The organism is Pseudomonas sp. WOUb67 (assembly GCF_050058005.1).
GTDB classification, from domain to species: domain Bacteria; phylum Pseudomonadota; class Gammaproteobacteria; order Pseudomonadales; family Pseudomonadaceae; genus Aquipseudomonas; species Aquipseudomonas putida_R.
Genome location: NZ_CP170112.1, coordinates 2,323,435 through 2,335,059 on the forward strand (window position 1 = coordinate 2,323,435; position 11,625 = coordinate 2,335,059).

At 63.1% G+C, this 11,625-nt stretch carries 11 protein-coding genes; 5 read left to right on the plus strand and 6 right to left on the minus strand.

Going from position 1 to position 11,625, the window contains the following annotated elements; genetic code table 11:
* Positions 1 to 17 precede the first annotated feature (17 nt).
* Complete coding sequence (locus ABOC32_RS10560) at positions 18 to 1,190, minus strand: MFS transporter (protein WP_426810991.1); 1,173 nt, start codon at positions 1,188 to 1,190, stop codon at positions 18 to 20.
* A 106-nt stretch (positions 1,191 to 1,296) separates the two neighbouring features.
* Between ABOC32_RS10560 and ptrR the strand changes: the two genes are divergently transcribed.
* Together ptrR and ABOC32_RS10570 are read left to right on the plus strand one after the other, a co-directional pair.
* Positions 1,297 to 2,190 carry a putrescine utilization regulator PtrR gene (gene ptrR, locus ABOC32_RS10565; protein ID WP_426810992.1) on the plus strand — a complete coding sequence of 298 codons (894 nt, stop codon included), beginning with the start codon at positions 1,297 to 1,299 and terminating at the stop codon, positions 2,188 to 2,190.
* A 124-nt stretch (positions 2,191 to 2,314) separates the two neighbouring features.
* Entirely contained in the window at positions 2,315 to 2,443 is a 129-nt protein-coding gene (locus ABOC32_RS10570) for a PA1414 family protein (protein WP_009683677.1), read from the plus strand.
* 196 nt (positions 2,444 to 2,639) lie between these two features.
* Here the strand turns inward: ABOC32_RS10570 and ABOC32_RS10575 are convergent, their stop codons facing one another.
* Together ABOC32_RS10575 and speB are read right to left on the minus strand one after the other, a co-directional pair.
* On the minus strand, positions 2,640 to 4,019 hold the full coding sequence (locus ABOC32_RS10575) for a sodium:solute symporter (protein ID WP_086976420.1): 1,380 nt from the start codon (positions 4,017 to 4,019) through the stop codon (positions 2,640 to 2,642).
* A gap of 132 nt (positions 4,020 to 4,151) precedes the next feature.
* On the minus strand, positions 4,152 to 5,102 hold the full coding sequence (gene speB, locus ABOC32_RS10580; RefSeq protein ID WP_041166556.1) for an agmatinase: 951 nt from the start codon (positions 5,100 to 5,102) through the stop codon (positions 4,152 to 4,154).
* 225 nt (positions 5,103 to 5,327) lie between these two features.
* Between speB and ABOC32_RS10585 the strand changes: the two genes are divergently transcribed.
* The 3 genes from ABOC32_RS10585 (at position 5,328) to ABOC32_RS10595 (ending at position 8,673) form a co-directional block, all read left to right on the plus strand.
* Positions 5,328 to 6,221 carry a LysR family transcriptional regulator gene (locus ABOC32_RS10585; RefSeq protein WP_016498453.1) on the plus strand — a complete coding sequence of 298 codons (894 nt, stop codon included), beginning with the start codon at positions 5,328 to 5,330 and terminating at the stop codon, positions 6,219 to 6,221.
* Positions 6,222 to 6,357: 136 nt separating this feature from the next.
* Complete coding sequence (locus tag ABOC32_RS10590) at positions 6,358 to 7,923, plus strand: methyl-accepting chemotaxis protein (RefSeq protein WP_426810993.1); 1,566 nt, start codon at positions 6,358 to 6,360, stop codon at positions 7,921 to 7,923.
* A 150-nt stretch (positions 7,924 to 8,073) separates the two neighbouring features.
* Positions 8,074 to 8,673 (plus strand): tRNA-uridine aminocarboxypropyltransferase, encoded by a 600-nt coding sequence (locus tag ABOC32_RS10595; RefSeq protein ID WP_426810994.1) that lies wholly within the window; start codon positions 8,074 to 8,076, stop codon positions 8,671 to 8,673.
* A 123-nt stretch (positions 8,674 to 8,796) separates the two neighbouring features.
* On the opposite strand, the gene ABOC32_RS10600 is transcribed toward ABOC32_RS10595, so the two are convergent.
* From ABOC32_RS10600 to ABOC32_RS10610, 3 genes are all read right to left on the minus strand, one after another.
* Entirely contained in the window at positions 8,797 to 10,155 is a 1,359-nt protein-coding gene (locus ABOC32_RS10600; RefSeq protein ID WP_426810995.1) for a TolC family outer membrane protein, read from the minus strand.
* A gap of 311 nt (positions 10,156 to 10,466) precedes the next feature.
* Positions 10,467 to 10,832, minus strand: coding sequence for a YbaN family protein (locus ABOC32_RS10605; protein ID WP_043201640.1), 366 nt, complete (start codon positions 10,830 to 10,832; stop codon positions 10,467 to 10,469).
* Between the two features lie 7 nt (positions 10,833 to 10,839).
* Positions 10,840 to 11,427: a YecA family protein gene (locus ABOC32_RS10610; protein WP_010955200.1), complete on the minus strand. Its 588-nt coding sequence runs from the start codon at positions 11,425 to 11,427 to the stop codon at positions 10,840 to 10,842.
* Positions 11,428 to 11,625: the final 198 nt, after the last annotated feature.

Genomic DNA, 11,625 nt, shown 5'->3' on the forward strand with positions numbered 1-11,625 from the left:
GCATAGGCAACCACAACTCAGGATGTAACATTGGCATGGCAGGCGCAGTCGGCCTGCATGCGGCCAGACAACTGCACCAGCCCCCCAGCCACCACCAACCCACCCGCCGCCAGCATCAACGCCGGCTGCAGCCCGCCGCTGTAATGGCTGCTGACCGCAGCCAGCAACGGCCCGCTCAACTGCCCCAGGGCAAAGCATGCGGTCAGCAGCCCGGCATTGCGCTGCGTAGCATGCGGTGCCAGCTCCCGCGAGCGCTGCATCACCAGTTGCATGCAGGCCAGGAACGGCCCGCCACACAGCACCACACCCAGCGCCAACCCGATACCCCCGCCCATCAGGCAGGCCAGCACGCCAAGCCCCTGCAACCACAGGGTGCCGGTGAGCCAGGTCGAGGTGCGGCCACCACGGCGCAGGCCCACCAGCATCACCCCCAGCGCTGCCGACAGGCCAAACGCCGGCCAGAACAGGTCGGCCATCCAGTGCCCGCGAAACTGCTGGTTGGCCATCTGCGAGAGGAAGGTGGCCGGCAGGATGTAGCCCACGCCGTACAGCGCGTACACCAGCCCCAGACGGCCAATGCCGACGCTGCGGGTAGGGCCCGGGTGCGCTGGCGACGAGGTGGGGGCAGCTTGCAGCGCCCGTGGCAGCCAAGGCCGCACGGCCAGCAGCATCACCAGCGCGGCCACCGCATAGATCAGCCACAGTGCTGCCGAGCCCAGCCCAGCCAAGTGCGCCACCAGTGCCAACAGGCCGGTCAGGGCGATGCCCAGGCCGGGCCCTGCAAACACCAGGGCACCCAGCCGTTGCCGGTTGTGCGCGTTGGCCACCTGCTGGCTGAGGCTGGTGATCATCACCAGCACCCAGGCACTGGCCACCCCGGTGCCAAAGCGCAGCAGCAGGTGGCCCCAGAAACCGTCGGCGGCCCATGAGGCCAGTGTCAGCAGCACGCACAGCCACAACCCGCCGTGCAGGCGCAGGCGCACCTGACCGGGTGAGCGGGCGAACATGGCGTCCACCGCACCAATGAAGTAGCCCAGGTAGTTGGCGGCCGCCACCAGCCCGGCGACCGTCAGGTCGAACTGGCCTTCGGCAATCAGTTGCGGCAGTTGCGGGGTGAGGGCGAAACGGCCGATGCCCATGGCCATCATCAGCGCCACGGCGCTGGCCAGCAGTTGAATAAGTGGCGGCATGACAGGTCTCCTGCACGGATGTAAGCGATGACTGGCAGGTTAGGATGGTTTCATTTTCAATAAAATTGAATAATGATGATCAAGTTGTTCTGTTTTGGAGAATGCCGTGGAATTCAGCCAGCTGCGTATCTTTCAGGCCGTGGCCGAGGAAGGCTCGGTCACCCGTGCTGCAGAGCGCCTGCATCGAGTACCGTCGAACTTGTCGACGCGCCTGCGCCAGCTTGAGGAGCAACTGGGTGTCGAGCTGTTCCTGCGCGAGCGCCAGCGCTTGCAGCTGTCGCCGGCCGGCAAGGTGCTGCTCGAATACGCCAACCGCCTGTCGGCCTTGCGCGACGAGGCGCTGGCTGCCGTGCGCGGCGGCCAGCCAGCTGGAGACTTTGTACTGGGGACCATGTACAGCACGGCGGCAACCCATTTGCCGCCATTGCTGGCGCGTTATCACCAGGCCTACCCGGCGGTGAACCTGCAGGTGCGTGCAGCGCCCAGCGGCGAATTGCTCGAAGGCCTGCTTGGCCACACGCTGGATGCTGCCCTGGTGGATGGCCCACCAAGCCTGGCCGGCCTGGATGGCGTGCCGCTGTGCGATGAGCAGTTGGTGCTGATCACCAGTCCCGAGCACCCGGCGGTGCACACCGCCAGGGATGTGGCGGGCAAGGCGGTGTTCACCTTCCGCCAGGGCTGCTCGTACCGCATGCGCCTGGAGGCGTGGTATGCCCATGCCCACACGCCCATGGGCCGGGTGATGGAGATCGAGTCGTACCAGAGCATGCTGGCCTGCGTGATCGCCGGCGCCGGCGTGGCGATGATGGCCCAGTCGATGCTCGACAGCCTGCCTGGGCGCAACCAGGTAAGGGTGCACCGGCTGCAGGCGCCGTTCGATCAGGCGGTCACCTGGCTGATGTGGCGTCAGGGTATGCGTGGGGCGAATTTGCAGGCATGGATCGACCTGCAACAAAGCGAAACGATTAACCAGTCGTCGGAATGCGCCGCTACGGCTTGATCCGCGTCAAAATGGCCCTTATCTGTAAGAGCATAGGCATGCGTAATACAGGACATCAGGCTATGATCTGTATGAAACATCCCAGGATTGATTCGCCGTGAGGCTGACCCGTCAAGGGGGCATTATGAATAAACCACTGTCCAACTGGCTCCATGACCTGGCGGTCGCCTTGGGGCTGATTCCACCACCCCTGCAGCCGGTGCCGATCCCGACTGATGAAGAGCAGCGCAAACGCCAACCGCGTCGTCGCTGATCCTTAATGAAGAGCAAAACAAAGGCCGCAGCACCTGGGTGGGTGCTGCGGCCTTTTTGTATCTGGGAATTTGTTGTCATCTCTACCGGCCCTATCGCCGGCAAGCCAGCTCCCACAAAGAGTGCACAGGACCCGAGGCTTGTGCAGTACCTGTGGGAGCTGGCTTGCCGGCGATAGGGCCGCTTCAGGCTAACGGTCAGGCCAGGTTCACCGCACCGACTGGTTTGCGGGACATGAGGCTAACCACTACAAAGCTCACCAAGCCGATCGCCAGGCTGTAGTAGATCGGCGTGTTGGCTTCCAGCCCGTCCTTGAACATGAACAGCAGCGCGGTGGCAAAGCCCAGCGACATGCTGGCAATCGCGCCAGCGGTGGTCGCACGCTTCCAGAAGATCGCCCCGATCAGCGGGATCAGCATGCCGCCGACCAGCAGGTTGTAGGCCAGGGTCAGTGCGTTGATCACATCGTTAACCATCAGCGCGATGCCCAGCACCACCAGGCCGGTGAGCAGGGTGAACAGCCGGCTCATGCCCAGGCTCGACTGCTTGCCGCCACGCAGCTTGGGCAGCAGGTCTTCGGTCACGGTGGTCGAAGCAGCCAGCAGGCCGGCACTGGCGGTGGACATCATGGCTGCCAGGGCGGCGGCCATCAGCAGGCCACGGATGCCATCGGGCAGGGTGCTCTTGATCATCTCGGCAAAGGCGTTGTTCGGGTTGGCCAGGTCGGGCATCAGCACATGCGCGGCCATACCGATGGCGGCGCAGGCCAGACCGTAAACCACACAGTACACACCGGCGACGGTACCGGCACGCTGGCAGACCTTTTCATCACGGGCGGTGAACACCCGTTGCCAGATATCCTGGCCGATGAGGATGCCGAAGAAGTAGATCAGGAAGTAGGTGATGATGGTGTCCCAGCCAATGGTGGTCAGCTGGAAGCTGGCCGCTGGCAATTTGGCCACCAGGGTGTCCCAGCCACCGGCCTTGTAAAGGCACACCGGCAGCAGGATGAACATCAGGCCGACGGTCTTGATCACGAACTGGACGATGTCGGTGAGGGTCAGCGACCACATGCCGCCAATGGTGGAGTACAGCACCACCACGCCGCCGCCGAGCAGCAGCGAAGCCCAGAACGGCAGGTCCAGCAGCACCTGCAATACGGTGGCCATGGCCAGTGTCGAGGTAACGCCGATCATCAGCGCGTAAGCCAGCATGATCACGGCGCTGGCCTGGCGTGCGGTGGGGTTGTAGCGTTGCTCAAGCACCTGGGTCACGGTGAAGATGCGCAGGCGCAGCAACGGTTTGGCCAGGAACAGGTTGATGGCGATGATGCCCAGGCCCAGGGCTGCGCACAGCCAGAAGCCGGAGATGCCGTGGACGTAGCCCAGGCGCACGGTGCCGACGGTGGAAGCGCCACCGAGCACGGTGGTGGCCATGGTGCCCATGTACAGCACCGGGCCGAGGTTGCGCCCGGCTACCAGGTAGTCTTCATGGGTTTTTGCGCGCCGCATGCCATACCAGCCAAGCCCGAGCATGCCGGCGGTATAGATCATTACAACAATGATGTCCAAGGCCATTGGGGGTCTCCCGATTATCTTTATTATGGCGAGATCGACCACGCGGGCGGCTTACGGCGCCCGGCGGTCTTGTCGTGTTGTTGGCGGGCCTCTGTGGCCCTCCCTCATGGCTCCTGCCGGGGTGTAGCGGTATTAACGGCGCACGACGCCTGGTAGCACGCAGAGCATCTCGAACAGCAGGTTGGCGCCGAGCAGCGACGTGTTGCCGGTGGTGTCGTAAGGCGGGGAGACTTCGACGAGGTCACAGCCGATCAGGTCCAGGCCGTGGCAGCCGCGAATGATCTCCATCGCCTGGATCGTGGTCAAGCCGCCGATTTCCGGAGTGCCGGTACCAGGCGCCCAGGCCGGGTCGATGCCGTCGATGTCGAACGACAGGTAAACAGGGCCGCCGCCGACCTTTTCCCGCACTTCGGCCATCAGTGGTTCCAGCGATTTGTGCCAGCACTCTTCGGCCTGGACCACGCGGAAGCCCTGGCGGCGGCTCCAGTTGAAGTCATCGGCTGTGTAGCCCTGGGCGCGCAGGCCGATCTGTACCACGCGGTCGCAATCGAGCAGGCCTTCTTCCACGGCGCGGCGGAAGGTGGTGCCGTGGGCGATCTTCTCGCCGAACATGTGGTCGTTGACGTCGGCGTGGGCATCGATGTGCACCAGGCCGATCTTGCCGTGCTTCTTGTGCAGTGCACGCAGGATCGGCAGGGTGATGGTGTGGTCGCCGCCCAGGGTCATCGGGATGACGTTGTGCTCGACGATCTCGTCATACGCTTCTTCGATGATGCGCACGGCGTCCAGCAGGTTGAAGGTGTTGATCGCCACGTCACCGATGTCGGCCACCGACAGCGAGTCGAACGGGGCGGCACCGGTTGCCATGTTGTACGGGCGGATCATTACCGATTCGGCGCGGATCTGCCGTGGGCCGAAGCGGGTGCCGGAGCGCAGCGAGGTACCGATGTCCAGGGGCACGCCGATAAAGGCGGCATCCAGGCCTTTGGCGCTTTGCAGGTGGGGGAGACGGAGCATGGTGGCGATGCCGCCGAAACGCGGCATTTCGTTGCCGCCCAGTGGTTGGTGGAGAGTCTTGTCCACGGTGGGCCTCATCAGTCGGTCGATTGTTTTGTTTGTTCGAACCTGTGCCGCCGCGCGCCTTTCAAGTGTGGTTTTGCCGGCGGGCAGGGACATTTCGGCCAAGTCTGCTCAAGGTAGTGCCGCGGAAGAATCGCTACCGACAAATACTTAGTTCAGGAATTTCTGAACTAAAGGCCGGCAGAGCGGTTAGACTGCGCGTAAATACCCTTGCGGAACCGTTGCACCATGGCCTCGACATTGCCCGACCTGAAACTGCTGCGCATCTTCATCAGCGTGGCGCGCCACCAGGGCTTCGCCAATGCGCAGCGCGAGCTGAACCTGTCGACCTCGGCCATCAGCACCTACATGAGCCAGTTGGAAGGCGCGCTGGGGATCGTGCTGTGCCACCGCGGCCGTGGTGGTTTCAGCCTGACCAGCAAGGGCGAGCTGTTCCACCAGGAAACCCTGCGGCTGCTGGCCGAACTCGATGGCTTCGAGCAGTATGCCGCTGCCCTCAAGGGCGAGTTGCGTGGCACCCTCAACCTCGGGGTCATCGACTCCACGGTCGGTGACCGGGCCTTGCCGCTGGCCGAAGCCATCGGCGCCTACAGCCAGGAGCACCCGGCGGTGCACCTGCACCTGTCGGTGTCCAGCCCTTACGAGCTGCAACTGGGTGTGCAGGACAACCGCCTGGACCTGGCCATTGGTGCGTTCTCCTCGCGCATGAGCGGCCTGCTTTACCAGCCGTTGTACCGTGAACAGCACTGGCTGTACTGCAGCAGCCGCCACCCGCTGTATAACGAGCGGCGCATCCCCGAGCAGGTGGTGACCCAGCAGCGCATGGTCGGGCGTGGCTACTGGAGCCAGGCCGAGCTGGCCCGGCATGGCTTCAAGCACAGCGCGGCGACGGTGGAGAGTATGGAAGCGCAGTTGATCCTGATCCTTTCCGGGGCCTACATCGGCTACCTGCCCGAGCACTACGCCCAGGCCTGGGTCGACAAGGGCGACTTGCGCGTGCTGTCGCCGTCGACCTTTGGCTACCAGGCACCGTTCTCGCTGATCATTCGCCGTGGGCGTAGCCGTGAACCCTTGATCCAGACCTTCCGCGACCTGCTCAAAAGCCAGCTGAACGTGGGCTGAGGCGCGACACATTCATGCATTCCGTCGGGCGGCGTTAAAATCCGGCAAAAGCTGACCGCTAACCTGATAGCGCTCTGCTACATATCAACTTGCGCTGATGATTTTTCCCTTATTTCATCCTGCAAGGATCGCCCAGATGCGCATGAATTTGCCCGTCACTGAGCACGAAAGAACCTTCTCCAGCGATCAACGCCTGATTTCCACGACTGACCTCAACAGCCGCATCACTTATTGCAACGAAGCCTTCGTGGCGATCAGCGGGTTTACCTACGACGAACTGGTCGGTCAAACCCACAACCTGGTGCGCCACCCGGACATGCCGCCATCGGTGTTCGGGCATATGTGGGAGACGATCAAGCAGGGCAAGCCGTGGATGGGTGTGGTGAAGAACCGGGCGAAGAACGGCGACTACTACTGGGTCAGCGCCTATGTCACCCCGATTTACGAGCAGGGCCGCATCAATGGCTATGAGTCGGTGCGCTCGGTGCCTACGCGCGAGCAGATCCGCCGCGCCGAGGCGCTGTATGCGCGCCTGCGTAGCGACCGTGCTGCGGTGCCGTGGGCCGCGCGGCTGGTGCATGGGTTGGGCCATGGCTGGCCGCTGATCGGCGCGGGCCTGCTGTCGGCGGCCGGTTACCTGTGGTTGCCGGCCTATGCAGCGCTTGGGGTGCTGATGGCCAGCCTGCTGTTGGCCTGGTACCTGGTCGAGCACCGGCAGAACCAGGCTATCCGCCGCACGTTGGCCGAGCACCCCAAGGCCTTCACCAGCCCGCTGGTGGCGCTGACCTACAGCGACAACACGGGCCTTCTGGGCCAGCTCGACCTGGCCATCATCAGCGAGGAAGCGCGCCTGCAAACGGCGCTGACCCGCCTGGTGGACGCCGGGGTCGGGGTGAAGTCGCGGGCGGCGCAGTCGTCCGATCTGTCCGATGCCCAGGCGCAGATGCTCGACCGCCAGCGCAGCGAGACCGACCAGTCGGCCACGGCCATTGCGCAGATGGCGGCGACCATCCAGGAAGTCACCCACAACGTGCAGAGCACGGCACATGCGGCGGGCGATGCCGACCAGCTGGCCCAGCAGGGCAGCGAGCTGGCGCTGCAAAGCCTTGAAGCCATGGGCAGCATGAGTGATGCCGTCAACGACATCGGGCAGGCGGTCAATGCGCTGGCCGAGCAGACCCAGTCTATCGGCAGCGTGGTCGATGTGATTACCTCGATTGCCGAGCAGACCAACCTGCTTGCGCTCAACGCTGCCATCGAGGCGGCGCGCGCAGGTGAGCAGGGGCGGGGGTTTGCCGTGGTGGCCGATGAAGTGCGTTCGCTGGCCCAGCGTACACGTGCATCCACTGACGAGATTCACCACATCATTGCGTCGTTGCGCGCGGGGGCAGAGCGGGCGGTGAGCACCGCCAACCGAGGTGAACAGATCTCGCGGGACAGCGTGCACAGCGTCGAGGCAGTGCAGGCAGCCTTGAGCGGGATTGCCCAGGCGGTCAGCCGCATCACCGGCATGAGCCAGCAGATGGCGACGGCGTCGGAGCAGCAGAGCCATGTGGCCGAGGACATCAACCAGCAGATCGTGAGGATTGCCCAGCTGTGTGACCAGAGTGCCGGGCAGGCAAGGCAGGGAGCAGAAATCAGCCAGGACCTGGAGCGCATGGCGGAGTACCTGCACAGCCTGGCGGAGCGTTTCAACCGGTGAGATCGCTGGGGCCGCCTTGCGGCCCATTCGCAGCACAAGGCTGCTCCTACACAGGCATCGCGATCTCCTGTAGGAGCAGCCTTGTGCTGCGAATGGCCCGCAAGGCGGGCCCCGGTTCTGTGGCAAACTGTTCCCGCCAAGGAGAACCCCATGCCCAGACCCCGCTGCGAGCGCTGCCTGCGCCCGCTCGACCATTGCCTCTGCCCACTGATTCCCGCGCTCGACAGCCGTACCCGCGTCATCCTGCTGCAGCACCCCAGTGAAACCACCCATGCCCTGAACACCGCGCGCCTTGCTGCCCTTGGCCTGAACAATGCCGAGCTGCGGGTGGGCGAGGTATTCGATGACCTGGCTGAATGGCTGGCAACGCCCGGTTACCGGCCGGCCCTGCTGTTCCCGGGCGATGACGCTCAGGTGCTGACGGCCTATGGCAAGGTCGATGACACGCCGTTGTTGCTGATTGTGCCCGACGGCACCTGGCGCAAGGCGCGCAAGCTGCTGTACATGAACCCGCTACTGGAGGGGTTGCCGCGGGTGACGCTGGGGGCAGTCGCACCTTCGCGTTATCGGCTGCGCAAGGCGCCGGAGGCGGGCGCGCTGTCGACGATCGAGGCGGTGGTGGGGGCGTTGAATGCGTTGGAACAACCTGCCTGCTTCGATGCACTGCTGGCGCCGTTCGAGGCGTTGATCGAGGGGCAAATCAAGGCGATGGGGGTTGAGACGTTTCAGCGTAACCATGGTATTGAGTGAGGGCATGGGGCTGCTTTGCAGCCCATTCGCAGCACAAGGCTGCTCCTACAGGGATCGCGTACCCGTGTAGGAGCGGCCTTGTGTCGCGATGGGCCGCAAAGCGGCCCCAAAATCTAAAGCCGATCAACGCATCTCAGGCAAACGCGCCTCGGTGCGCACTTCAGTGGTAGCCAGCGCCTCTGGCGGCAGCGAAATCCGCTGTTTGCTCAGCAGCTCACCCATGGTCGCCAGTACGCGGTAGCGCGAGAACTCCTCGGTATAACGCACTTCGGTGTAGCGACGGTCGGCGTTGTACAGCTCGTTCTCACTGTCCAGCACGTCCAGCAGGGTACGCTGGCCCAGACCGAATTGATCCTGGTAGGCGGCACGCACGCGCTTGGTGGTCTCGGCGTATTCACGCGCAGTCGGCAGCTGCTTGCTGGCGTTGTTCATGGCGTTCCACGCCAGGCTCAGGTTTTCGGTCAGCTCACGCAGGGCGTTGTTGCGGATGTCCAGGGCCTGGTTGATCTTGTGCGCGTCAGACTGCAGGCGGGCCTTGTCGCTGCCGCCACGGAACAGGTTGTAGTTCATCTCTACACCGGCCTGCCAGTCGTTGTTGTTGTGGCCTTGTTCGCCGCCGGTGTTGTTGTTGGCACCGGTTGCCAGAATGGCGTCGAAGCGTGGGTAGAAGGTCGACTTGCCGACTTCGTACTGCTGCTCGGCGGCGTTGACGTCAGCCTGGGCAGATTTGATGTAAGGGTTGTTCTGGCGCATGCTGTCGCGCGCGCCGTCGAGGGTCTCAGGCACCTCGCCCTTGATGGTCGCCGGGCTTTCCAGCTCGTCCGGGGCACGACCGACCACGCTGAAGAAGTTGGCCTCGGCATCGGCCAGGTCGACTTCGGCGGTGTCCAGGTTGTTTTCCGCCAGGGCGCGACGTGCGCGGGACTGGTCAAGGTCGGCGGTGCTACCCACGCCGCGCTCGTTACGCAGGCCGATCTGATCGTTCACGCGCAGGTGGGCTTGCAGGTTGTTCTTGGCCAGGGTCACCAGCTCGCGGCGCTTGAGCACTTCCAGGTACACCTCGGTCGCACGCAGGGCAACATCCTGGGCAACGGCCTGGGTGTAGTAGGCGCGGGAGGTGGACACCGCTTCGGTGCGGCCCACTTCGTTCGAGGTGTTGAAACCGTCGAAAATCATCTGCCGCAGGCGCAGCTCGGACTGGGTGTAGTTGAGGGTTTCCTTGTTGTGGTTACCCTCGGCACGGGTGGTAGCGTTGTCCGAACGCTGGCGACCATAGCCAGCGACCAAATCCACGGAAGGGTAGTAGCCACCACGCGCAAACTTGACGTCTTCATCGGCCGCCAGCTTGCTGTTGCGGTTGGAGCTGACCTGGGGGTGGTAGTCCACGGCGCTCTGGACGGCCTCGGTGATCGACATCGCCTGTACGTTGGCACTCGCCAGGGCCAACAGTAATGCACTGGTGATGGGGTTCAAAACGCGCATGGGTACATCTCCCTGATCCTGGAATTGATCCTGCTGCTCGCCAAAAAAATGACGATAAATTATCGCGTATAGTGTTGCAGGTTTTTAACAACACAGCTAAGTACATTCAACGTGATAGATAAGAAGATTTATTCATATCAAATTGCCATGTAAGACATATATTGTCTAATAAAGGTGGCGGATTTGGTTGCTGACAAGCGTGCGTCAAGCCACGAAAGCCAATGAATACAAGGCTTTTGTGCGGTTCCAGAACCATTTCGGATAAAGAAAACGTCAGTTAGGCGAAAGTGATATTTGGCGACAAAAAAATGTCACTTCGGCTTGTGCAGGGTTTTCTGTCTGACGATATACAGGCTTACCAGCACGGCGCTGGTCAACATGAAGGCGCGCGCCCAGAACAGGGGCACCAGGTAGCACGACAGGCCGATGCTGGCCCACATCAGGCCGATGGCGTAGACCTTGCCCTTGAGGGGGATGCCTTCACCACTGAGGTAGTCGCGGATCCACGGCCCGAGCTTCGGGTGATGGACCAGCCAGTGGTGAAAGCGCGGCGAGCTGCGGGCAAAGCAGGCTGCCGCCAATAGCAGGAACGGGGTGGTGGGCAATACCGGGAGGAAAATCCCCAACACCCCCAACGCAACGCTGAGCCAGCCGATGGCCAGCAGCAGGTAGCGCACAGGCGACTTAGTGGTGGCGTGGCTTGAGCAGCGCTGGTTTTTCGTCAGGCGCGTGCAGCAGCAGGAACAGTGCGCTCAGTGCCTCGGGGATCTGTACGATCATGTCGTCCTGCAGGTTGGCGTTGCTGGCGATGTCGGCGAACTCTGGCTGTTCGTCGAACAGGCCCGAGCCCACCATGATCGGCAGCAGCATCTCGCTGACTTCTTCTTCGGCGTTCTCGAACCAGGCCTCTTCACGCAGGAACACGCCTTCCATGAAGCCGATGCACCAGCCGCGCAGGTCGGAATCGTCCGGCTCGTCGGTCAGGTCGAGGTCGCATGGCAGGTCGAATTCTTCGTCGCTGGCCAGCTGGCGGGCAATGTGCGCTTTCAACGCCACCAGGGTGGCCTCGATCTCGGTGCGCTGGGCCTCGCTGGCGTAGTGCGGCTCTTCGGCGAACAGGGCATCGATCCATTCGCGCTCGGGCACATCTTCGGCGTTGATCGACAGGGCGGTGAGGTAGCCGTGGGCGGCGACGTAGTCCAGCGCCTCTTCGTGCAGTTCGTCGGCGTCGAGGAAGGCTTGCAGGCGGGTCAGTTGCTCGGCGAAGGACATTACAGGGCTACCTTGGGGAATAAACGATACCGAATTCTAGCACCTTGCAAGCGCAGCGGGGTAAAGGGAACGTCTATCGCCGTGGTGCCCTGTGCGGTGCAGTGCTGCGGTATACTCCGCGATTTTTCATCCAGGGGCAGAATTTCTCGGCGCCTGGCAAAAACCGCTTACGCATTTGGCGTGTGCGGAGCGGGTTTT

What these genes read in the sequence shown, in the direction of transcription:
- ABOC32_RS10595 (WP_426810994.1), top strand. Translation starts at nt 8,074, where the DNA reads ATGCCCAGACCCCGCTGCGAGCGCTGCCTGCGCCCGCTCGACCATTGC.
- ABOC32_RS10560 (WP_426810991.1), bottom strand. Translation starts at nt 1,190, where the DNA reads ATGCCGCCACTTATTCAACTGCTGGCCAGCGCCGTGGCGCTGATGATG.
- ABOC32_RS10575 (WP_086976420.1), bottom strand. Translation starts at nt 4,019, where the DNA reads ATGGCCTTGGACATCATTGTTGTAATGATCTATACCGCCGGCATGCTC.
- ABOC32_RS10600 (WP_426810995.1), bottom strand. Translation starts at nt 10,155, where the DNA reads ATGCGCGTTTTGAACCCCATCACCAGTGCATTACTGTTGGCCCTGGCG.
- ABOC32_RS10590 (WP_426810993.1), top strand. Translation starts at nt 6,358, where the DNA reads ATGCGCATGAATTTGCCCGTCACTGAGCACGAAAGAACCTTCTCCAGC.
- ABOC32_RS10570 (WP_009683677.1), top strand. Translation starts at nt 2,315, where the DNA reads ATGAATAAACCACTGTCCAACTGGCTCCATGACCTGGCGGTCGCCTTG.
- ABOC32_RS10585 (WP_016498453.1), top strand. Translation starts at nt 5,328, where the DNA reads ATGGCCTCGACATTGCCCGACCTGAAACTGCTGCGCATCTTCATCAGC.
- ABOC32_RS10610 (WP_010955200.1), bottom strand. Translation starts at nt 11,427, where the DNA reads ATGTCCTTCGCCGAGCAACTGACCCGCCTGCAAGCCTTCCTCGACGCC.